At 54.9% G+C, this 22,871-nt stretch carries 19 protein-coding genes; 8 read left to right on the top strand and 11 right to left on the bottom strand.

What is annotated here, in order from left to right; genetic code table 11:
- The first annotated feature begins 8 nt into the window (after positions 1–8).
- The 3 genes from argJ to QGH09_03755 all read left to right on the top strand — a co-directional run bounded on the left by argJ (position 9) and on the right by QGH09_03755 (position 3,580).
- A complete protein-coding gene (gene argJ / locus QGH09_03745) occupies positions 9–1,214 on the top strand; it encodes a bifunctional glutamate N-acetyltransferase/amino-acid acetyltransferase ArgJ (GenBank protein ID HJO17296.1) in 1,206 nt (401 codons plus the stop codon).
- A 10-nt stretch (positions 1,215–1,224) separates the two neighbouring features.
- The gene (argF, locus tag QGH09_03750) at positions 1,225–2,151 is read left to right on the top strand and encodes an ornithine carbamoyltransferase (protein ID HJO17297.1); all 927 of its coding nucleotides are present in this window, start codon (positions 1,225–1,227) and stop codon (positions 2,149–2,151) included.
- Positions 2,152–2,236: 85 nt separating this feature from the next.
- Positions 2,237–3,580: a sodium:alanine symporter family protein gene (locus QGH09_03755; GenBank protein ID HJO17298.1), complete on the top strand. Its 1,344-nt coding sequence runs from the start codon at positions 2,237–2,239 to the stop codon at positions 3,578–3,580.
- 26 nt (positions 3,581–3,606) lie between these two features.
- Here QGH09_03755 and QGH09_03760 read toward each other — a convergent pair whose 3' ends face one another.
- The 4 genes from QGH09_03760 to QGH09_03775 form a co-directional block, all read right to left on the bottom strand.
- Positions 3,607–4,122 (bottom strand): hypothetical protein, encoded by a 516-nt coding sequence (locus QGH09_03760; protein ID HJO17299.1) that lies wholly within the window; start codon positions 4,120–4,122, stop codon positions 3,607–3,609.
- Positions 4,091–4,651 carry a peroxidase-related enzyme gene (locus QGH09_03765; protein HJO17300.1) on the bottom strand — a complete coding sequence of 187 codons (561 nt, stop codon included), beginning with the start codon at positions 4,649–4,651 and terminating at the stop codon, positions 4,091–4,093. The genes QGH09_03760 and QGH09_03765 overlap by 32 nt, the downstream gene beginning before the upstream one ends.
- Before the next feature lie 107 nt (positions 4,652–4,758).
- Positions 4,759–7,041, bottom strand: a complete 2,283-nt coding sequence (locus QGH09_03770; GenBank protein ID HJO17301.1) for a DUF5916 domain-containing protein — start codon at positions 7,039–7,041, stop codon at positions 4,759–4,761.
- A 231-nt stretch (positions 7,042–7,272) separates the two neighbouring features.
- On the bottom strand, positions 7,273–8,829 hold the full coding sequence (locus QGH09_03775) for an amidase family protein (GenBank protein HJO17302.1): 1,557 nt from the start codon (positions 8,827–8,829) through the stop codon (positions 7,273–7,275).
- A 201-nt stretch (positions 8,830–9,030) separates the two neighbouring features.
- Here QGH09_03775 and QGH09_03780 point away from each other — a divergent pair, with 201 nt between their 5' ends.
- Positions 9,031–10,668 (top strand): M28 family peptidase, encoded by a 1,638-nt coding sequence (locus QGH09_03780; GenBank protein HJO17303.1) that lies wholly within the window; start codon positions 9,031–9,033, stop codon positions 10,666–10,668.
- Between the two features lie 72 nt (positions 10,669–10,740).
- Positions 10,741–12,234, top strand: a complete 1,494-nt coding sequence (locus QGH09_03785) for an aminotransferase class V-fold PLP-dependent enzyme (GenBank protein ID HJO17304.1) — start codon at positions 10,741–10,743, stop codon at positions 12,232–12,234.
- 88 nt (positions 12,235–12,322) lie between these two features.
- Here the strand turns inward: QGH09_03785 and QGH09_03790 are convergent, their stop codons facing one another.
- The 7 genes from QGH09_03790 to QGH09_03820 form a co-directional block, all read right to left on the bottom strand.
- Positions 12,323–13,255, bottom strand: coding sequence for an alpha/beta hydrolase (locus tag QGH09_03790; GenBank protein ID HJO17305.1), 933 nt, complete (start codon positions 13,253–13,255; stop codon positions 12,323–12,325).
- Between the two features lie 41 nt (positions 13,256–13,296).
- Positions 13,297–14,088: a methyltransferase domain-containing protein gene (locus QGH09_03795; GenBank protein HJO17306.1), complete on the bottom strand. Its 792-nt coding sequence runs from the start codon at positions 14,086–14,088 to the stop codon at positions 13,297–13,299.
- A 33-nt stretch (positions 14,089–14,121) separates the two neighbouring features.
- The gene (locus QGH09_03800) at positions 14,122–15,699 is read right to left on the bottom strand and encodes a M14 family metallopeptidase (protein HJO17307.1); all 1,578 of its coding nucleotides are present in this window, start codon (positions 15,697–15,699) and stop codon (positions 14,122–14,124) included.
- 120 nt (positions 15,700–15,819) lie between these two features.
- Positions 15,820–16,263: a DUF1499 domain-containing protein gene (locus tag QGH09_03805; protein HJO17308.1), complete on the bottom strand. Its 444-nt coding sequence runs from the start codon at positions 16,261–16,263 to the stop codon at positions 15,820–15,822.
- Positions 16,264–16,319: 56 nt separating this feature from the next.
- Positions 16,320–16,685: a hypothetical protein gene (locus QGH09_03810; GenBank protein HJO17309.1), complete on the bottom strand. Its 366-nt coding sequence runs from the start codon at positions 16,683–16,685 to the stop codon at positions 16,320–16,322.
- A 3-nt stretch (positions 16,686–16,688) separates the two neighbouring features.
- Positions 16,689–17,468, bottom strand: a complete 780-nt coding sequence (locus QGH09_03815; GenBank protein HJO17310.1) for a glutaminyl-peptide cyclotransferase — start codon at positions 17,466–17,468, stop codon at positions 16,689–16,691.
- Between the two features lie 13 nt (positions 17,469–17,481).
- Entirely contained in the window at positions 17,482–20,565 is a 3,084-nt protein-coding gene (locus tag QGH09_03820) for a hypothetical protein (GenBank protein ID HJO17311.1), read from the bottom strand.
- Between QGH09_03820 and QGH09_03825 the strand changes: the two genes are divergently transcribed.
- From QGH09_03825 to QGH09_03835, 3 genes are all read left to right on the top strand, one after another.
- Positions 20,564–20,761, top strand: coding sequence for a hypothetical protein (locus tag QGH09_03825; protein ID HJO17312.1), 198 nt, complete (start codon positions 20,564–20,566; stop codon positions 20,759–20,761). The two genes, QGH09_03820 and QGH09_03825, sit on opposite strands and share 2 nt — an antisense overlap.
- A 69-nt stretch (positions 20,762–20,830) precedes the next feature.
- Positions 20,831–22,003 (top strand): VCBS repeat-containing protein, encoded by a 1,173-nt coding sequence (locus tag QGH09_03830; GenBank protein ID HJO17313.1) that lies wholly within the window; start codon positions 20,831–20,833, stop codon positions 22,001–22,003.
- Positions 22,004–22,027: 24 nt separating this feature from the next.
- Complete coding sequence (locus QGH09_03835; GenBank protein HJO17314.1) at positions 22,028–22,837, top strand: aldolase/citrate lyase family protein; 810 nt, start codon at positions 22,028–22,030, stop codon at positions 22,835–22,837.
- Positions 22,838–22,871: the final 34 nt, after the last annotated feature.

Consider the following 22,871-nt stretch of genomic DNA (forward strand, 5'->3'; position numbering starts at 1 on the left):
ACTCTGTAATGGGTACCAATGATTGGATTGCAGGTGGGGTCACTGCACCAGCCGGATTCCGCGCGGCTGGCGTTGCCTGTGGCATTAAACCCGTTGGCTTGGACGTTGCAATCGTCGACGCCGGAATCCCGACGTCCGCCGCAGCGGTTTTCACAACGAATCTCGTGGCAGCCGCCCCCGTTCTAGTTTCCAAATCACATCTTAGAACCAGTAGTGGCAGGGCCCGCGCAGTCATCATCAACAGTGGCTGTGCGAACGCGTGTACCGGTGAAGACGGGCTGGCGGTTGCTCAGTCGATGGCCAACGCGGGCGCGGAGTGCTTGGGGTGCGATCCGGTGGATGTTCTCATCGCGTCCACAGGAGTTATCGGCGTCAACCTTGATGGCCGCCGGGTCGCTAGCGGAATCGCAAACGCAACGACAGCACTTAGCCGGGAGGGTCATGACGATGCCGCTCGGGCCATTTTGACGACGGACATCGGTCCTAAGGAATCGGCCATAAGGGTAGACCTTGACACCGGTGAGTTTCGTGTCGGCGGCATGGCAAAAGGTGCCGGCATGATCGAACCGAATATGGCGACTATGCTGGCCGTACTAGCAACAGATGTCCGAATCACCGCTCCGGACCTGCAAAAAGCGCTGACTGACGCGGTCGCAGACACTTTTAACGCCATTACCGTGGATGGTGAGTGTTCGACCAATGACTCCGTCTTCGCACTCGCGAGTGGTGCTGGCAACATTGAGATTGACAAAGATTCTTTTCCCATATTTGTGGACGCGCTGAAAACTGTGGCTCGACAACTCGCCGTGGCGATCGTCCGGGGTGCCGAAGGTGCCAATAAATTAGTCACCATCCGGGCACACGGTGCACAAACAACTGACGAGGCTAGACGTGCCGCGAAAACACTCGCCAACTCTCTACTAGTTAAAACAGCATTACATGGCGGCGACCCGAACTGGGGACGCTTGGTCGCTGCGGTAGGGCGAGCGGGTGTTACCTTCGATCCAGCGCGTGCCACTGTACAGATCGGTGACACTATCCTTTTCGAACATGGTCATCCATTCGACGAAGCTGCGCCCACGGCTGCTGAATATTTGCGTGGGACAGATATCAAGATTCAGGTTGGCCTCGGAGTCGGAGCGTACGAAGCGACTGTATGGACCTGTGATCTCAGTGCTGAGTACGTACGAATTAATTCAGAATACCGGACGTGATTATCCGACGATGAAGAAAGATTTTCTCTCGATTCTTGACCTGGCCAACGCCGACTTGGAGCGTTGCCTTGACGTAGCCGCAGAACTCAAGCGGAGGCGTGCGGAGGGGCAGGGTGCGCCTACGGCAAGCCTGCTGGCGGGCCAGCATGTCGCGTTATTGTTCGACAAGCCCTCACTCCGTACCCGCACAACATTCGAGATCGCGGTGCGTGAGTTAGGCGGAGAAATTATAAATCCCAGCGTCGACGAAACACTGGGCAAGCGCGAGACTATGGCCGACGTGGCGAGAAATCTCGAGCGGTGGGTAGCCGCGGCAATCATCAGAACGTTTAAGCAGGAACGCCTTGTAGAAGCCGCCCGCGCAACAACCCGGCTTCGCATCATCAACGCGCTCAGTGATACTGAGCATCCCTGCCAAGCACTTGCTGACATGATGACCCTGCGCGAGCACTGGGGCACTCTGGCTGGGCGGGTCTTGACCTTTGTCGGCGATGGCAACAACGTCGCCACTTCACTAGTGCAAGCCAGCGCCATGCTCGGTGTACGGATCCGAGTCGCATCACCAGATGGATATGGTTTATCTGATCGCGTCGTTGATGAGGCCATCGGCCGTAACGCCTCGGCTTCGGTCGAGCAATTTATCGACCCACACAAGGCAGTCTCCGGCGCCGACGCAGTCTACACCGATGCTTGGACTTCGATGGGCCAAGAAAATGAATCTCGTTTACGGCAAAACACATTTTTCCCCTACCAAGTGAACACTGAACTGATGGCCAAGGCGAAGCCAGGCGCGCTTTTTCTCCATTGCCTGCCAGCGCATCGCGGCGAAGAAGTCACGGACGAGGTCATCGAGGCGCCAACGTCGGTGGTTTTTGACCAGGCTGAGAATCGGCTCCATACTGAAAAGGCTCTCCTCGCAATGCTCTTGGCCGGGTAATCCTCGACTTCGGGCCCTTACACGGTACAGTCATCCGGAAAGGTGAGCTGGGATATACTCACCCTTCGGAAGGACACCCTAAACGATGCTTGAAACGATCGAACAATCCAACACCTGGTTAAACGGCTATGTGTGGGGCACGCCTATGCTCATCCTTCTAATGGGTACGGGCGCAGTGTTGACGGTTTTAACAAGAGCCGTCCAGTTCAGGTATTTGGGCTTTGCGCTTAAAGAGGTGCTGGGAAAACTCACGGAGCGGACTGCGGGAACCGGTGACGTAAGTCCGTTCCAAGCGGTGTCCACCGCATTGGCGTCGACCGTTGGTACTGGCAACATCGCGGGTGTAGCTACCGCTCTGACATTGGGTGGTCCCGGTGCACTGTTTTGGCTCTGGCTGTCCGGTTTACTTGGTATGTGCACGAAGTTCGCAGAGATTGTAATCGCGTTGCACTATCGGGAGCCTGATGCCACTGGCACCATGCGTGGCGGCGCCATGTATACGCTACGTAAAGGACTCGGGCTGCCGTGGCTGGGCGGAATCTTTGCACTGCTCACTTCAATGGCTGCGTTCGGTATTGGCAATATGGTGCAGGCGAACTCGGTGGCCGACAGTCTGCAATCTAGCTTTGGTGTCGATGAGAGGATTACCGGTATCGTCCTCATGGCACTGACAGGAGCAGTTATCCTTGGTGGAATCCAGCGAATCGGCCAGGTAACACAGGTGCTTGTGCCATTCATGAGCCTGCTCTACCTCGGCGGCGGTTTACTGATCCTTCTGCTCCACTATGCCGACCTTCCTGGTGCTGTCGCACTCGTTTTCGAGAGCGCGTTCAATGGCGCAGCCGCGACTGGTGGTTTTGCCGGTGCGACCGTGCGCGCTGGGATGCGGGCTGGTATTGCACGCGGACTTTTCTCTAACGAGGCGGGCCTAGGTAGCGCTCCGATGGTGCACGCGGCCGCTAAGACTGACCACCCTGTGAGACAAGGACTCTACGGCATCTTCGAGGTATTCGTTGATACGGTCCTCGTTTGCACCATTACCGGGCTGGCCATTCTGGTTACCGACACCTGGCAGATCGAGGGCATGACTGGCGCTGCACTTTCGGGCGAGGCGTTTCGCTCTGGGTTACCGGGCATCTTCGGCAACATCATTGTTACCAGTAGCATCATGCTGTTTGCTTTCTCGACGGTGATAGGATGGAGCTACTACGGCGAAACCGGCATCGTCTATCTGTTCGGCGCTAAGATCGCCCTACCTTATCGGATTCTCTGGCTAGTCTTTATTTACCTGGGCGCAACCGGTTCACTAGAACTTATCTGGAGTGTGGCCGACACACTGAACGGCCTCATGGCTATTCCGAACCTGGTGTCAGTACTGTTCTCAATTCCGCTATTACTGAGACTCAAGAAGGAATTCTTCAAGTCCTGACTCAGCCGCGAACCACCGGGACACTACTAGCGGACTTCCATCGGCCGGTTGAACGTCATCGCGTTGCCGCTCGGAAAGTTCAGCTGTAGCCGATTGCCGTTGCGTATCACTTGACACGGTTCCTCAGGTGCGCTGATACCCGGCCCACGCGCCACCATCCTTAGTTCGCTCGCCGCCAGCCCAGGCATCGCCTCACCCGCCGACAGGTGGTATCGGAGTGTAAGTACTAATTGGTCACCAGTCAAAGTGAACGTACCGCCTTCTCCGGAGCCACGTCTCGGTACTTCGGACTCGTCGAGAACGAAAAACAGTACGGTCCAGTCATCCTCCGTGAAGAAGATCTTGCCAACCACCGGATGCTCAGTGCCATCCATGAGGATATAGTTCTCGGCTTGCCAAACACCCGCTAGGTCGACGTCGCTACCAGTATCAATTTGATAATGAGCGGCTGCCGGATGCGCGGTTAGCACGACCATGGTTAATAGCCGCACAAGCCCCTGAAACTGCCGGCTAGGTTTTCTCGATCGTCGTCTTGTCGGCATTCCAGAACTCCTCAAGTGGCACACCCAAACCGCCGGCTAGTCGGTTTACGAATGCGTAGTAGCCAGTTACTAAGTTGACGTCCAATACCGCACGGTCACTAAACCCAGCAGCTTGCAGACGTTCAACATCAACCTTCCGGACCGCCCATGGCTCGCGGGTTAGTGCAACCGAGTAGTCGAGCATAGCGCGATCAGCTTGGGACAAGTCAGCTTCACGATAGTCGTCTGTCAACTGTTCGACCAAGCTGTCGTCACGAGTGAGCCGACGCAGACCCGCTGCGTGATGGCGAATTCAATAATGGCACGCGTTTTCGGTTGACACCACGACAGCGATCATCTCCCGTTGAATCCTGGTGAGCGGTGATGAACCCAGCATCATTAGTTTGTAGAACTCATAATGCACCTGCAATGATGCAGGGTGGAGACTATGAATCTTTAGGATGTTGTCAACGTGGCCACGTGGATCCCGTAACTTGTTATAGAGATCACGAAGCGCTGGTTCGAGGGCAGGTATGTCTTCATCGTGCATTTCAATCCAAGGGCCGGACGATCTCACAGTCATATCGGCAGACGGTACGTGATCATGGCAGTGTAACGCAAGGATCCACGCTGAACTCGCATCAGCACCTCAGCACACTACCGGAATACATCAAAGAAGTGACTGTACTTCAGGGTAAGGCTGCGTCCTGCTACTTCTGAAGTTACACTACCGAGACCATGCGTATCGTTATACACAAGAAACAACCCAGTGTTGGCTTGGCCAAGAATTCCAAGGCGCAGGTTGCTTGACCACAAATCAGCCTTGTCGTTGTACTGGAGCAGGCTCTGGATAAACACGCGGGGGGTGAACGAGTACGACGTACGGGCAATTATGAGATTCGTCACAAATTTGCCGCCGGGTAGATCGTAGGCGTTCCGACTGAGACTGAACTCGGTATTAAATGAATCGCCTACCCGATAGCGGACCGATGGCCGGATCGTGACCCGTTCTCCACCAAAAGCACCCCCCACCCATGAATACAACTGCCCACTCAACGCTGAACCCTGGTTCGTCATGACGACAAGCTGAATCTCTTGGTGATCGTAGGTTCCCGGTGGAACAATTACACTAGGCATAATCTTGAAGGCCTCTGTGACACCTTCAGTCGTGAGGTTGATACCGCTGTGTATTTGAGTCCCGTTCTTGAACTCCCAGTGATTATCGATGTGCGTGCGACTACTTTCCAAGAAGCCGTTGAAGTCCCAAAAGAAGTTCGAACTCACATGCGGTCGAAGTTCGTGTAGATTGAACGGTGCGTCTGGACCTAGCCGAAAAGTGTAATTCACACGGCCATTGAAGCTGCGATAGTTTGTGCGCCTGAGAAACCCGACCTCGGGATTAAAATTCTTTCCGACCTCGTCATACCTGTAGTCGTGTTGCCACGCCTGCGAGTTGTATGCGTATCTCACGCTATAAGCATGATTAAGCCCAATTAGTCCGGGCGTTTCTGTGCGCGCCGCAAAACCATTAATGGTTGCGTTCTGCCCGATCCCCCATCGGCCATCAATACCGAAAGTCCTGTTGTGATCGTCCGATTTGGCCAGATCGCCAGAAGCCTGACGATTGACCAAAATAGCTCCGACATTCGACCGGTTGGGTAGGTCCTTGCGAACTCGCGCTACCGTGAAATTGTTCGATGGTGCGACACCAGAAACTTCTTCGGTCTGCATACTGAGCAGCCCGACATTCACGTTCCCACCCACCTGACCTGACAGTCGTGCACCACCAAGAATAGGGAGCACCATCCCGTTCGGACCAATACCGATTCGACGACTAAAAAACAACTCCGTCGTTCCGGCGTTGCCGACTCCGAACAACCCCGCATTCTCTAAAAAGAATGGACGTTTTTCAGGAAAGAACAAGTTGAACCGGTCTAGATTGACCTGCTGGTCGTCTACTTCTACTTGTGCGAAGTCGGTGTTATAGGTCGCATCTAGCGTTAGACTTGGGGTAACACTGTATTTCACATCGAACCCGACGTCGCCAACTATTGGCATACCGTTGGTAGCACTAGCCGAGCGAGCGGCGTTGCCAAGCAAGTAGGGCACAATGTTCAAATTTCGTTGGGGCGGCACCTGCAGTTGGGTCAACCTACCGGCCATAGACAGACGGTAAAGATTGTACTGGCGAGGTAAAGGCGACCAGAACACTCTCTCGTTTCGCTTTCTAATGTTCCGTTGAAAGTTTAATCCCCAGGTCTGAAGCGCCTCCTGCGGGTATCGTAGTGTTCGGAACGGAATCGCAAATTCGGCACTCCAACCGAAGTCAGTGACCTGAGTACGAACTTCCCATGAACCGTCCCAGTTGATGTTAAGGCCCTGCCCCGAACCTTGCTGCTGCCGACCGCCGCCGCCGCCGCTTCCGCCGCCAAACCTTCCAGTGCCCTGACCTTCGTTTGTAACTTGACCGTCGTACTCGAGACCGGAAGGATTGGTGCCAAATACAAAACCGTTCTGCTGATCGAGGTAGGTGTCGAGAATGATCTGGAAGCTATCGGTCTCACTGAGCGGCGAATCCCGACGACTATCCGAAACAATGATCGTCGACGGATCACTGTCGTAACAGATCACTCCAAAAAATAGCGTGTTGGCGGAATAGGCGATGCGGACTTCAGTCCGTTCAGATGCTGGTGCGCCTTCTTCTGGGGTAGTTTGGGTAAATCCGGTGACCGGCGCGATGGCAACCCAAATTGGATCTTCGAGGACCTGGCCATCGATCACTGGTCCGTCGTCAATCGATTCGGCGATTGCATCGGACAAAGCCTCCTTCCCGTTGCCATTGCCACCCTGAAATGGTTGTGCTGCGACCGATACCTCTAAGCCAATTCCCGTGACTACTACCAACAAAACCGCTGCCAACCGTTCCATCGCCGTCTTCAACTTCCTTTTCCTTTTTCGGGTTTGTTCACGCTCTGCCCACGAGCACCTCTCCTTACCGACACACTCTCCCACGCACACTACAAAGAGCCGCCGTTCAATGTTAATTGATATCGACCGAGCTAGGGAATCCGCGCGTCTCGCCAAACACAATCTATTCTAATTAGTAATCATAAAGGATTTAGAAATGCAATGATGTGGCTCAGTTGTTGAATTTAGCGAAAAAATTGAGACCTAGGGGAGTGGTGGTGTCGACGATGGTGGTCGTCGATGTTTCGTGCCCTGTTCGAAGGCGTAAGCGAATTCGATAAGTTTCGGTTCGGTAAATCGGCGGCTAAGCATTTCCAATCCCACTGGCATGTCGTCAGTAGTGAACCCAGCAGGCACTGTAATCGCTGGGAGACCGGATTGCGCACTCAATCGGCAGTTGTCCCCGCCCTGCCGCTCACCGATGCGCGCCGCCTGTTGGCGCAGCGTAGGATAGACCAGTGCATCGATCTCAAATTCGTCCATGGCGGTAAACACGGCGAGACGAAGGACTTCCCTCCGACTTAGCGCCTCCCGATATTCATCGGTGTCAAGCGACTCAACGGCGTTCGACTGTTCAAGCCGTTCGCGAACGGATGGATGATGGAGTTGATCGGTGAGGATTTGCGTCAGTGAACTGACTGGCGAGTCAGGGATTGCCGCGAGATAGGCCTCAAGGCCAAACTTGAATTCGTGACTTAACACCACATAGGTGTCAAGAAGATCGGTTAGACCATCAATATCTACCTCAATCACAGTCGCGCCAAGCCGCTCGAGGTCGATGACGGCCGAGGTAATGACGTCCGCTACGGTTTGGTCCGCAGGCTCCTGTACAACAAGCGTCGTTAATAACCCAAGCCGGGCACCGTCTAGGCCATCAGCGTTGAGCGAGGAGGTGTAGGTGGAGGGGATCTGGCTGTCAGCATCAAGGGTGATCAAGTCGGCAGGATCAGTTCCCACAGTTGCATCCAGCATAATGGCAAGGTCGGCAATGGTACGCGTGAGGGGGCCAGCGATGTCTTGAGTGTGCGAGAGGGGAACAACGCCATCGCGACTCGACAGACCCTCGGTCCCTCGAAGTCCAACAAGATTGTTATGCATCGATGGAATACGAATGGACCCGCAGGTATCACTGCCCATGCCCGCTGCTGAGAAGCTTGCGGCTATGGCCGCACCCGTGCCACCGCTCGAACCACCTGGATTTCGGGACGTGTCATATGGATTCCGAGTTTGTCCCCCAAGTGAACTGACAGTTGTGATTCCACGCGCGAACTCGTGGAGATTGGTCTTGCCAAGAATCACCGCACCGGCCTCCCGCAATCGGCGCACCTGGAAAGCATCGTCGGGCGGTTTCACGCTGGCCATTGCAATCGAGCCGTTCGTTGTCGGTAGACCCGCCATGTCGTAGTTGTCCTTGATTAACACCGGAATTCCGTGGAGGGGGCTACGGATGCCAGAGACCTGCCGTTCTTCGTCGAGCGCGCGTGCTGTCTCGGCAGCTTCAGGATTTAGGACAATGATGCTGTTGATCGCTGGGCCGCGTTGATCGTATGCCTCAATTCGCGCCAAATACATTTCGACGAGTTTCTCTGACGTCACGGCCCCGGTCTCCATTGCCACCTGGAGCTCCTCAATCGACTTCTCGGTGACATCAAACAACTCCAGCGGCGGATTCTCTGAACATCCTGACCCACCGAGCAGAAGAAACCAGACTACGAGCAGCAGCTTGAACAGCGGAAACACGTGGGAGATTCGTATCGTCACAATGTTCCTGCAGGGCCTTGATGCTAGCACGAAAAGCCCTAGAATCATGGTTTTGCAGGAGCGCTCCACTTCCTTTGACCAAGTAAGAATGCATACGTAGGGCCAGGAAAGCCTCACCGTAAGCGAACTATTCCAGGCGGTTCAGTAAGGTCTCAGCCTAAACGGTCGGGGTATACTTTGAGCCTTCCGGAAGGAGACGAGATGAAACCAATTCTCGCTGTGTTGACCTTACTGGCGATTCCGGTGCTCCTAGCTCAACAGGAGGCCCCTCAGAACGATTCGATTCGTCAATCCGAACTGCGAGCTGACTTGTTCTTTCTAGCCTCAGACAGCATGCAGGGACGGCTCGCCGCCACGGCGGAAAACCGGTTGGCGGCAGAGTTCATTAAGTCGCGGTTCGACCGTCTGGGACTGACCCCGGTTGGCCAAAATGGCTCCTTCTTCCACGAGTACAACCTGACAACAGCATCGCTCGCAGATAATAACCAGTTGCTGGTCGCGGCCGATAACGCCAACTCCGAACGCAGTCTTCGACTGCTCCAAGACTACTATCCACTCAACTTCAGTGCGAGTGGCCGAGCACGGGGTGATTTGGCTTTCGCTGGATTCGGTATCGTGTCTCCAGAGCGCGGGCACGACGACTACAGTGGTGGCACGATCGCCGGCAAAGTCGTCCTCGTCTTTGACCATGAGCCTGGTGAGCGCGACCAAAACAGCGTGTTCGACGGTGTCGTCAGGTCGGAAGTGGCTCGTAACTTGCGGAAGGCACTTTTCGCTCAGGAGCAAGGTGCCGTGGCTCTACTGATCGTCTCCGACGTACACAATCACACTGGTCCTGACAATTTCCAAAGACAGGCTAACTCCACTTGGCCGGTGAATCCGCGGCGAGTACCACGCTACACGTTGTCGGCCTGGACGGACCAAGTCCGTATTCCGGTCGCGCAGATTTCTCCTGCCGTGGCCTCAACACTGATTCATAGCTCTGGCTACACCCTCGAGAAACTGAGCGAGGTAGCAGAAATCGACGGCGGAGTGACACCGATTCTAATGACCGAGCGAACGGTAGAGATAACTGCCACCGTGGACCGCCGCGTGATCCCGGACCGTAACGTAGTCGCAATGCTTGAGGGTTCTGACCCGGAGCTGTCCGACGAGTTGATCATTATCTGCGCACACTACGACCACGACGGAGTCGCTAATGGGCAGGTTTTTAATGGTGCCGATGACGATGGGTCTGGCACGGTTGCACTATTAGAAATCGCCGAGGCATTCGCGCGAGCTGCTGCTGACGGTATGCGGCCACGAAGGTCGGTGCTCTTTGCGGCTTGGAATTCTGAAGAGCGTGGCTTGCTTGGCGCCTGGGCTTACACTGAACAACCGATTGTACCGCTCGACCAAACCGCTGCAGTCTTAAATATGGATATGGTGGGGCGCAACGAGGAGGTGCCTGTCGGTGGCGGTCGACGTTTCAATGGACTAGAAATTCAAACAGCCGAGTCCAATGAGAATTCCGTCAACATCATGGGCTACACCTATAGCCCTGACTTACAAACCGAAGTACAGGAAGCAAACGAAGCTTACGGACTCAGATTGAAGATGGAGTATGACAACAATGCCTCAAATTTGTTGCGCCGCAGCGACCAATGGCCATTTTTACAGAATGGGGTCCCGGCGATTTTTTTCCACACGGGACTCCATCCCGACTACCACACACCCTACGACCGGCCTGAAAAAATTAACTACCAGAAACTCGAAACCATCGCTAGACTCGTGCACCAAGTCGCCTGGAATATCGCACAGAATCCCTCACGTCCGCGCTACGCAGCAAGAACTCCTTGAAAACCATCTTGAGGTGCTTCCGGAACCGTTTACCAATATGACCCTCTCACGATGCGGCCACCGCTGATGACGATGTCTTCTACATCTACTGATGTCCAGGGCGACACGGATCTAGCCAACCTTGAGTACTCGGCCGATGAGATGCGGCAGATGGGTGATGCCACGCTGGCGCGTGCCGTCGAGCACATCACGAGTCTGGCATCGCAACCTGTATCTGGTGAAGTCGACGTGGATACCTATTGCCGGACGTTACTCGAACCAGCACCCGAGAAAGGTAGTGCGTTTGAACCAATTCTCGAACAGTTGTTCCGCGAGTGGATTCCCAAGTCCTTGACGACCCCGGGCCCGGGCTTTTTGGGTTACATCCCTGGCGGTGGCCTGTATCCAGCTGCTATCGCCGATTTCATCCAGAACACCACGAATCGGTACACCGGTATTTGGCGGAGCGCTCCAGCGCTTGTTCAATTGGAAGCCAACGCACTCGGTTGGATTCGGGAATGGATGCAATTTCCCGAATCAGCAGGTGGACTATTCACAACCGGCGGCTCCATGGCGACCTTCAACGCCATTCTGTGCGCGAGAGAGAAGCACCTCGGAGCGGATATCAGACCCGGCGTCATTTATACGTCGGCACAAGTTCACCATTCAGTGGCCAAGTCCGCAAACCTAGCGGGTATCATGCCCGATCGGGTACACCGCATCGAAGTCGATGAACAGTTCCGAATGCGCACTGACCTAATGGCTCGAGCAATCGAGGCAGATCGTCGTGCAGGGCTCAACCCATTCCTCGTAGTCTCTTCGGCCGGTACAACCAACACGGGTGCGGTCGACCCACTCGAGGTAATCGCGAATTATTGCGCCCAAGAGGGGCTCTGGCATCATGTCGACGGCGCCTACGGGGGATTCTTTTACATGTGCCCGCAACTTCGGCCACTGCTTACTGGTCTCGAGCGCGCGGACTCGTTGACGCTCGACCCGCACAAGGGTCTTTTCTTACCCTATGGGACGGGCGCCTTACTGGTACGCGACGGCGCCGCTCTGCGCCGCGTTCACACGGCCACTGGCGACTACATGCCGGCAATGCCAGACGATCCGGATAATTGTTACGACCCAAGTCAACACGGCCCAGACCTGTCGCGTGGTTTTCCCGGTCTACGAGTTTGGCTCTCCGTGCAACTCTACGGCACCGAGAAGCTTCGCGCCGCAGTGTCCGAGAAACGCGAGCTGGCCTTGAAGGCAGCTAGTCGGATTGGTCATCTTCCTGGCATCGTCATGGATGCGCCGCCGCAGTTATCGTTGTTCGCCTTTCACCTAGAATGGCCCGGGTCAACGCTGGACGAACAGAATGTGGCGACGACTGTTCTCCTCGATCGTGTTCGAGATCGAGGAAAAATCCTGATGACTGGCTGCACCGCTGGTGGCCGATTCTTAGCACGAGTCTGCGTACTTAGCTTCCGCACCAGGCAGGAACAGATCGACACCTGCGTCCAACATGTCGCGGATGAAGTGAAGAGGATCCTCGCCGACCACACGGGTTCTGGGAGGCCAAGTCGACAACCCGATTAAGAGACCTTAGCCAGTCCTAACTTTACCGACCCGATGGGACCATAAAGGCGAACAGAGTGTCCACCTAGCGTCTGGTATTAACGGAACTTCAATGAATCAGGGACTCAGCCGAGGGACTGAGAAGGTAACGGTCAAAAAAGCCGACAACCCTCCGCTCGAACTCCTCTGGCCGCTCGTCATAGAACGCAACATGGTCGAGGGTTGGTTCAAACCAGATCTCTTTGGGCTCACGTGCCGCATCGTAAAGAAGCTGCCCACTTGATGGTTCGATCACAACATCGGCTCCACCCTGCATCAGCAGTACCGGCCTCGGGCTAAGGTCATCAATCCACTGGGTAAAATCAAGAACGCTAGGGTTGATGTTCCAATCACGCTCGACCCAGAACATGATCATTGGCGCAAATGGAAAAGGCGGCAGTCCTGTAAAGTGACGAACGCTTGTTTCGACCGTGCTACGAATGGAAGCGACCGCACTGTGCGCGACCACTGCCTTGAGCGCGGTGGACTGCGCGGCGGCTTGGATGGCAAGGGACCCGCCCATGGAGTTTCCAAATATACCGATCCGCTCTGGATCCACGCCGTCAACTTGCTGCACAAACTCGATCCAAGCCGTTAAATCCTGCATCTCTTCAAGGCCGAACGAAATCACCTCGCCACCATTAACGTCATGCGCTCTAACGGAAGAAAGTAAAACACCGTAGCCACGTTTCGCCAGTAACGCTGCAATCCCGAGCAGTTCAGCCGAACGGTTCATCTTGTAGCCGTGTTGGACAATAAGTGCCGCGCCATTCTGCGATGAAATCCACCATCCAGCTAAATGCAACCCATCCTGAGTGGTGACTTCCACGTCGCGGTAGTCTATGCCCACATCAGATGGCTTCTCAAGAATCGGCCGCCGGTTATCAAAAGAACTCGTGACTAATTCTTTCGCCTCACGACGCGCCAGCCACATGCCCCCGATGAACACCACCAATGTCATTGCAATTACCACGCGGAACGAGGTCTTAACTATTTGTGTCATCTCTGAAGATCTACTCAGGCGTTAATCCACTTCGGCCAAATTCACTCCTGGTGTTCGACTGAATTGGTGCTGTCGATAGTTTTAACGGCCTTGATGCGAAGGCGAACGTAGTCGACTGTCCAGATACCATCACTTCCCTGTAAACGGGAGCGTAAGGCCTCACGGACCTCGCTGAGAGCCGCGGCACGATCATCACCGTCGACCGCAGCGAAAAAATGCTGCCCAAAAAGCGCCAACCAGTCCCCTATGTCTCCAGTAATCCGTGTGGGCCTGTCAAAGAGTTCAGCAGTGTCGACAGTGAAACCGTGCCCCTCGAGACACTCCGAGTACTCCAACACACTGGGAAAGTACCAAGGATCGTAAGAGAGACCGTCGAAACCGCGCCGATTAAGGGCGGCAACAAGTGCCAGACGAACGGTCTCGATGTTCCCCGCTCCCCCGAACTCTGCAACAAACCTGCCGGCCGGCCGTAGCGCCCGGTAAACACCGGCCAACACCGTATCGTGGTTCCTGATCCAGTGCAGAGCAGCGTTACTAAAAACAGCATCAAATTCGTCTCTAAACTCAAGGGAGGTAGCATCACCAACCCGTGCGTCTACACCACGCTTGCAAGCAGCCGACACTTGGTCGGCACTGCTGTCAAGTGCCACCACTCGGCTGCCAGCCTTGATGATACGTTCAGTGAGAACCCCATCGCCACAGCCGAGATCGAGTATCTGCTCACCCGGTGAAGGGTTAAGAAGAGCCAAAGCGTCTTCGCCAAGGTCTGACACAAACCGAGCGGTTCGGTCGTACTCATCAGGATTCCACTGCTGACCTTCCCCAATTACCATCGCGTCCTATCCACTCACAACCTCTACCACCACTCACGGGACCGAGCGCATGATTGGATATAGGTCTGCATCACTAAGTGCCTCGTCGAGCACATTCCAATTAACAAAGCCGTCGTCAGAGCGAGGTTCGAGTAAGGAAAAAATCAGTCGACCCAGCGGCTGATCGAGATGAATAATCCGAGTGCCAGCCATCATCGTAACCTCTGCTAACTGGTAGAAGCCTTCGAGTGTTCGTTCCCGATGGCCCTGAAACTCGCGCTCGGCAAAAGTCGACGACTCGATCTTGAAGCGCTCGACCTCACGCGTAATCGGAACGCCGAATTGTGTCATGACGACACCGTGTGCCTGAAGACGGTCGATTACATCGGTGAGCGTTCCAGGTATATAGTACGCGCTCGGCACCCGTTCCGTCTCCGTTGGGGCAAACGTTCCAAACTCGTACATCCGAGTCGGAATCTGTCGTTCAATTCGCCGAAGCATCGGCCGGCCGGTAAGTGGATGCCGTTCAGTTGCAACCTCACCCAGAAGGATGTCCTTGCGAGTATCCGACCGCTCGAATTCGACTCGTACCGCCAACTGTTGTCCAATGAGCGGCGTGGTGTCAGCATCCGCGACAATCTGACGAATCTCCGGGCCATCAGTGTGGATGTAGGAGAGGAGTTCCTCAACGAACCGGCGCGTTACGGCAATTCTTTTTTCGAAAGGAAGATACGCGTAAACCTCACTTAAAATACCGATACGGTTACGTAAGCCTGCGTAGTTATTTCCGAACCGGGGCCGATGATCGAACGTGTACCACCCGAGCTGCCGACTCGAACCCTCCCGCGGCAGATTCCCGTAGTAATAGAAATCCCAACCATCACGATCCTTAATGGCTTTCGTCACACTCGGCAATAGACGATTTCGAAGCAGGCTCACAATTGGCTCAACGGTGTTCGGGTGCAATGGTGGTGAATAGGTCAGATGGTAGCCATGATGAGTTCCATTCGTTGCGTGTAAATCAATCAGCACATGAGGGTCGTAGTCACGCAACATCCGCGCTAACGATCTCGCCTCAGGCGATTCAAGCTTCATATGATCTCGATTGAGGTCATAGCCCTGTGCGTTGGGACGTTGTCCCATGCCTCCGGTCGGTCCGTGTTGGAAGCGTCTGTTCGTAAGCGCGATTCGCTCGTTGCCGTCAGCGTTGTAGATCGGTGCAATGAGGAGGACCATCGATTCACGCCAGTCGCCATAGGTGCCGTCGGCAATTTCTCGTAGAAGAGAAAGCATCGCTTCTTTACCCTCTACCTCGCCAGCGTGAATATTGGCTTGGATGTACACACGGGTCTTTCCAGTTCGGCGTACACTCTCCGCCGACCCGTCCGTGTCGCCAACTACAGCCAACCACAACGTGCGGCCTTCCATTGAATAACCGAAACTGGTCACTGTGATATCTGGGGAACGGTCAGCCACCTCGTGCAGAAATGCCTCAGCCTCAGCATAACGGGTCGTTTCCATGAATCCAGTAGCCTCAGCACGTGTCAGTGGCGACACATCCTGGGCTGCTGTCGTAGTAGCAGCCCAAAAGAGTAACGCTGCAATCCAAGCTCCTCGCGTGCTCTGATTCATCTGTTTCACTCCGGTGGCCCTCAGTATTGCCCCTTGGGAATGGTAAGCAATTTCCAACGTCCCACTTCAGTCTACGGTAGAGACAGGCTCCAATGCGAGGGACACAAAACACTGAGCCAGTCAGCGAATGAGTCGCTGATTTCTGAGAGTAGCGCGCAGGCGCTCGACTCTACGGCGGTTAACACCGAGGTCCCAAGAGCCAGTACGCGAGGCTGAGCGCACCGCGATCTGACGGCTTTCGGCACGCAGCTCAAGCTCTAGGTCATCCACAAACCGGAACAACGCACTCCGGCACTCCGCATGCAGGTGATTATCAGTCAGGGTCACGATCCTGACGCGTGGCATTTCCTGAACCGCTGAACGAACACCAGCCCACACGAGGTCAGCGTCGGCGGCTAAGTCGAATGCTGGCACACGGTGCAACATATCCCGCGCGTCACTCGACACGCAATTGACGGTTTCTGGACACGGACTAAACTGGGAGGATGGCGTCGCTTCCATTCTTGCCACCGATGTGCCGAAGGCGAGAACGACAAGGCCCGACAGCCATAGCAGCAGAGGCATTCCACAATCAGCCGAATGCATGCCACAACATCGGTTCTATCTTTCACCAAATGTTTCTATTCGGCGTCGCGGTTGACCTTCTCGAGAGAAAACTCCGGTGTGCATACGGCTACGTACTCGGCCCCACCGGGCCCTGGACTACTGTAGCGCACCCACTCACCACGCCTAGCCACGACCGCCTGGCCGGCACAGACATCGATTATTCCGCCCTCATACTCAACTCGAACCATACCATCGAGTACTAATGTTATCTCCTGAAACGCTGGCCGCTGCCCGGGTTCACACCATCCCTCGGGAGAACACATGCGCGCAACACTGACATTTAAGTCACCCGAGTTGACAGCTCCAACAAATTCCTCAATCTGTTTCGGAAGATTTTCCACAGCACTCACAACACTGGGCTCCTTCAGAAGAGTCGGCATAGGCTAGCTAGACTCGCTTATGCGAATCTCAAACACTCGGGACCATAGCTTGCCTGTAACAAAAAGATGTCCGGTCGACGGGTCATGAGCTATGCCGTTGAGTACCCCTTCCTCATCCAGAGGACGTGCACCGGCCAGTAGACCGGATAGATCGAGTCGCCCATTAACGGAACCGGTTTCAGGGTCAATCGATACCAGCTCATCTCGGTGCCAGATGTTGGCCCAGATGTTTCCGTCGATGTACTCGAGCTCATTCAGCGCAGTCACCGGCCCGCTTGCATCAGAAACACGCAACCGTCGGAGTTCACGGAAGCTGATCGGATGCCGGAAGGACAAATCAGCCGATCCATCGCTCATGATGAAGGCCTGTCCATCATGCGTGAGACCCCATCCCTCAGTGTCGTATCGAAACTGTCCCACAGGTTCAAAACTTTCCTTGTCGTAGATGACCCCCACACCGGCAACCCAAGTCAGCTGGTAGATCCGATCGACCCATGGGGCAATTCCTTCACCGAAAAAAAATGGCTGTAAATCAGCCTGCTGGAGAACTCGCCCCGTACTCACCTCTATTTTCCGTAGTGCGGATTCGCCACGGCGACCGGTACCTTCAAACAAATGCCCACCTTCAAAATACAGGCCCTGCGTAAATGCATTCTGATCGTGAGGGTATTCGCCGATAATCTCGTACTCCCAAATCGTTTCGGCCGTAGAGCCGTTCGTTGACCAGGCCAAGGCTACAACGCCGAAACCCCCAATGGCGGCTGCCAAGCTCCAATGTCGCACGAAAGAACTAATTCTAGTTTTCGCCACGGAAGTTGTTGGTCTGCAGCAGTTGTTCCAACCGGCCTATGTGGTCGCTCAACATGCTGTTCAGTTCTTGATACCGATTGAAGGCATCCTCTCCTGGCTGTTGGTCAGCCCGGATCAGGTTACTGTAGAGATAACTCAGCTGGTCAATGATGACCGGTCGGGAGTAACGGACCGGCGCGGTCACCAGGGCTTCTTTAATTTCCTTCAGAAGAGCGAGTAGCTGGTCGGGAGCCCCATCCCGCGCCTCATCCAGCTTCATGGCAGCGAAACGCGCATCACTAAGAGCATCTCGCACCTCAAGACCCAGACGGACCTGCGCCTCGAGGTTGGCCTGGGATGCAGTCCCTTCATCTACAACACGGGGATCAACCATCACCTCGAAATTCTGTGTATTGCTCCATCCACCGAGGGTGAGTCGCGCCTGGAAAATGCCAGGCACAACCATCGGACCATTCCGGCCAGAGCGCGAATCTAAGGGATCCCAAGGTCCGGCATGCCGCAAATCCCAGACAAACCGGTGTATGCCAGCCGTCTTCGGAAGCTGCGCCGTGCCCACAGCTTCAAGGTGCCATTCATTCATCCGCACTGAAGACGGCAACGACTGCTTGGGTACTGACTCGCTAGAAAAACTACGCACAAGCCTTCCTGTGTCATCAAGAATCTCGAGTCGTACTTCGCCGGCGGCATCAGACGCCAGATAATAGTCAATGTTCGCACCTGGGTCTGGATACTTCGGCTCATCGGGACTGGGGTCACCCCCGAAGCGACGGACACCGTAGAGCCGGTAAGTATCACGGACCGCGAAGAGATGTGTGTCCGACAACGCAACCTGCCGTGATAACTCGTGTAGCGGTGTCAGATCGTCCAAAATCCAGAATCCACGTCCCATCGTGGAAAGAATCAAGTCTTGATTAACCACCTTGATATCGCTTACAGGAGTGACCGGTAAATTAAGCTGCAACGGCTGCCACCGGACACCATCATCAAATGAGACGAACAGGCCGAATTCGGTGCCTGCGTATAGCAAACCTTGGCGGTCCGGGTCCTCTCGCACAACACGCACCGGATGGTCAGCCGGCACACCATTCTCTCCAGTCGTAATCCGCACCCAACTCTGACCGTAATCCTCAGTCCTGAAAGCGTAGGGTGCGAAATCCCCAAGTTGGTACCGGAGGATCGTCGCGTATGCCTTCGCCGGATCGTGGGGGGACACCTCAACGTTTTGTACGCGCCCATGTGGACCAATATTCGGAGGGGTCACATCGGTCCAAGTCGCACCATTGTCGCGAGTCACATGAATCGGTCCATCGTTGGCACCGACCCAGATCACACCGGCTTCATGGGGCGACTCTTGGATGTCGTAGATCACGGCGAAATGCTCTTCACCCGTTACATCAATGGTGATCGGAGAGCCTGACACAACCTGGGTCTCTGGTGAGAACGCAGTCAGGTCGGGCGAAATGGTGTCCCACGTCTCGCCACCGTTCTCTGTCACATGTACGAACTGCGAGGTATGGTAGACCCGGTTCGGATTGTGGGGCGACACATGGATCGGTGCGACTCGCTGGAAACGGAACGCAAGGTCTCTCGGATTGTGACCGTAAATATTCCAAAAACCCACGTAGTACTGCTGTTCCTGACCAGTTCGCCGATTGTAAAGGCCAAACCGGCCTTTGCAATTGGCATAAACGATGGCAGGGTCGCCGGGTTTGGGAACGACTGGACCCGTCTCGCACCCTCCATGTGACTCCCAGAGCGCAACGTGGCCTCCCGGTCTCCGTTGCGTTACCAAACTCGGCACCGAGATTGTGGAGTTATCCTGCTGGCCTGCAAATAGCCGGTAGGGAAACTCGTCACTAACATCCACTTGATAGAGTTCAGCCGTCGGTTGATTGTTCTGCGTCGACCAAGTTACTCCACCATCGAGAGATACATTCGCACCCCCATCGTTTGATTGGATCATTAACTCCGGTTGGTCAGGATTGATCCACATATCATGATTGTCTCCGTGGGGGGTCGAAACACGCGTCCATAACTCGCCACCGTTCTGAGACATCCACTGTCCTTCAGCCATTCCCCACAGAACGTCAGGATTGGTCGGGTGGGCTTCAAGATTACAGTAATAGAACGAACGGTTACGAATTGACGCAAAGTCCGAGACCTGTCGCCAAGTCTCACCTCGGTCATCGGAGCGATAGACACCGCCCTCATTACCTGGGGCTTCAATCAAGACGTAGACCCGGTTCGGATCACCGTTTGAAACAGCTAGGTCGGCTTTTCCACGCAAACCGTTCGGCAATCCATTCGTGAGGTGCGCCCAGGTATCGCCGCCATCCACCGTCTTGTACACCCCACCCTCAAAGCCACCACTGATGATTGTCCAAGGCTTACGCTCGGCGAGCCACATCGTGGCGTAGATTTCCTCAGGATTGTCCGGAGTGAACTCCAGATCAACGGCACCTGTGCTCTCCGACACGAAAAGAACTAGGTCCCAGGTTTGGCCGCCGTCGGCCGAGCGATAAACACCACGCTCAGGATTAGGCGCAAAAGGGTTGCCGATAGCCGCCACGTACACCAAGTCAGGATTGGTAGGGTGAATAAGCACTGCCCCAGAATTACCCGTGTTCTCAAGACCCAGGTGTTCCCAAGTCACGCCGGCATCAACCGACTTGTATACCCCTTTTCCAATGATCACGTTACTGCGTAACCCATCAGAGCCGGTGCTTACATAAATTACGTTCGGATCGGATTCAGCCACACGGATCGCCCCGATCGAGCCCGTGGCAAAGTACCCATCAGAAATGTTGTGCCAAGACTTCCCGTAGTCGGTAGTCTTCCACACACCGCCACCAGTCGCGCCCATATAAAAAGTCGAGGGCTGTGCCCGATGACCAGCGACAGCCGTTACACGACCGCCACGAGATGGCCCGACCGTGCGATACTTAAGCCCGGCGAACAACTCGGCCCTGAATGTCGACGCCGTACTCGTCATCAACTGGGCGTTAGAAGATCTCGCGCCCGAGAAAAAAAGCGCTAACAGAACCACGATCACAAGTTTGGTGCGAAGCATGACCAGCACTCCCTCCCAACTAGCGGAGATGGAATCCGCGTCCCCTACTCACGTACAGCAGCCACGTGCTGCGGCAGGCACGGTCGATTACTGTATCATCCTCGGGGCCCGGTACATTATCGAGCAGTTGATGGTTGACGCCGGATATGTTGACCGGAACTCTTTTACCGAAATCACCGACCGTCGACTAGATTGATCACCGTGGACAGTAACCACAACGAGGCCTCCTACAAGGCTAAGTTCTCCAAATGTTAGGTTCCAGCCCATGCGAAAACTCATATTTGTCACCTTCGTCATTGGCGTGTTCGCCTTAGCACCAAGAACCACCAGGGCACAGTTAGCTTTTACTGAGCACACGATCGCTACCGGTCTCAGTGGAGGCTACCAGGTCATAGCCGCTGATTTGAATGCAGACGGACGAACGGACCTCATTGCCCTCGCCAGCAGGTTGAGCGAGCTCATCTGGTTCGAAAACCCTGGCTGGCAGCGAAACGTCATCGCAGCAGACCGTGCTGGCATGATTAATCTTGCGGTGCATGATCTCACCGGCGATGGCATCCCCGAGATCGCGTTGGCAGAAGGCTTTTCTACAAGTCCGGACCGAAGTGCCGGGATTGTCTCAATTCTCGGACATACTGGTGACCCAAAAGCACCATGGTCCATCCAAGAGATCGACCGTGTTCCAACTTCGCACCGACTGCGCTGGATCAATCTCGATAACGATGTCTGGCTCGTCAATGCCCCGCTCGCTGGTAAAACCTCACAGCCGCCAGAGTATCGCGGTAGTACCCCTTTATACGCCTACGACCCGGACAACTGGAATCGAACACTAATCGCGAACGACGGCGGTGTCGTCCACGGCATTCAACCCGTTGAATGGGGTGGAACATCCTCTCAACAATCACTGTTAAGCGCGAGCTTCCTCGGTGTGCATTTGCATCGGTATGACAATGGGTCATGGAGCCGTTCTCTGATCCACGCTGGCAACCCATCCGACTGGCCAGTCAGCGGTTCGAGCGAAGTCGACCTTGGAAACGTGGATGGTCAGCACTATGTTGCCACGATTGATCCATGGCATGGCCATGAGGTGGTTGTCTACACTCAAGCCGATGGAACCTGGGTGCGTACCGTGATCGACGATACTCTTGAAGACGGGCACACACTCGTTGTCGGCGACCTCAACGGGAACGGGAACGACGAAATCATAGCTGGCGCACGCCGAGGCGCGCAGGTCATGCTCTACCAGTTCTCAGAAACCAGGTGGACGAAACAGGTGATTGACAATGGCGACATGGCTGCAGCAGGGTGCACCCTTGCCGATCTGAATCTAGATGACTTGTTGGATATTGCCTGCATTGGATCAGGCACCGCGAATCTAAAGTGGTACGAGAATCAGTCAATGATCGCTGCCTTGGAGTCCTCAGGTAGTAGTCGATAGCAACCCTTGGAAGGAAACTTAATCATGGCCTTACGACCATCGATCATTCGTGGCGCTGTATTAGCGGTAGTGGTGTGTCTACTTGCCGTGCCAAGAGCTGGAACTCAGTCGGATCGAATGTATAACACGGCAAAACAAAAGCTGCTGAACGGCGAGCAGGTAGTTGGTGGCACGGTCTCAACCTCGGATCCGAACATCTATTGTGCCATGGCTCACGCTGGTTTTGATTTCCTTTGGATCGAGATGCAGCATAGTCCACTGACTTATTCGGAAGTTGCCAGAATGATTTGGGCCTGCAAAGACGCACCCGCGATACCGGTCATTCGAGTGCCGGACGCCACCGAGGGCGACATCCAGAAGGCAACAGATATTGGTGCACTTGGAATCATTGTGCCGATGGTCGCAACGGTAGAGGAAGCCGAAGCTGCCGTTCGCTACGCGAAGTATCCGCCTGAAGGACGGCGTAGTCGCGGTGGCGGACAGTACGGTGCACTATGGGGCCAAGACTACCGTGAAACCGCGAATGACAACATCCTGTTGATTGTGATGATTGAATCGCCAGACGGAATCGAGATTGCCGATCAGATCGCTTCAGTGCCTGGCATAGATGTTGTGTTTGCCGCAAGCGGTGATATTGGTAGTTTCACAGGCTATACGCAGGACGACCCGCAGTACCAAGTCCTCATCGATAAGATTCGTAACGATACGCTCGGCGCCGGCAAGAAACTCGGTGGTCCGTTCGGCTGGCGTGACCGAGAAGGATTTAGCTTCTTCCAGGCTTCTGGAGAAGCTGGACTGATCAGGGCTGGTGCGGGTGCGTTACTGCAGCGGTAGCAGGTTACCCCGGAGCAATCGGAAGTCCTTTTGG

It is taken from the genome of Vicinamibacterales bacterium (assembly GCA_036012125.1).
Taxonomy (GTDB): Bacteria; Acidobacteriota; Vicinamibacteria; order Vicinamibacterales; family UBA823; genus UBA11600.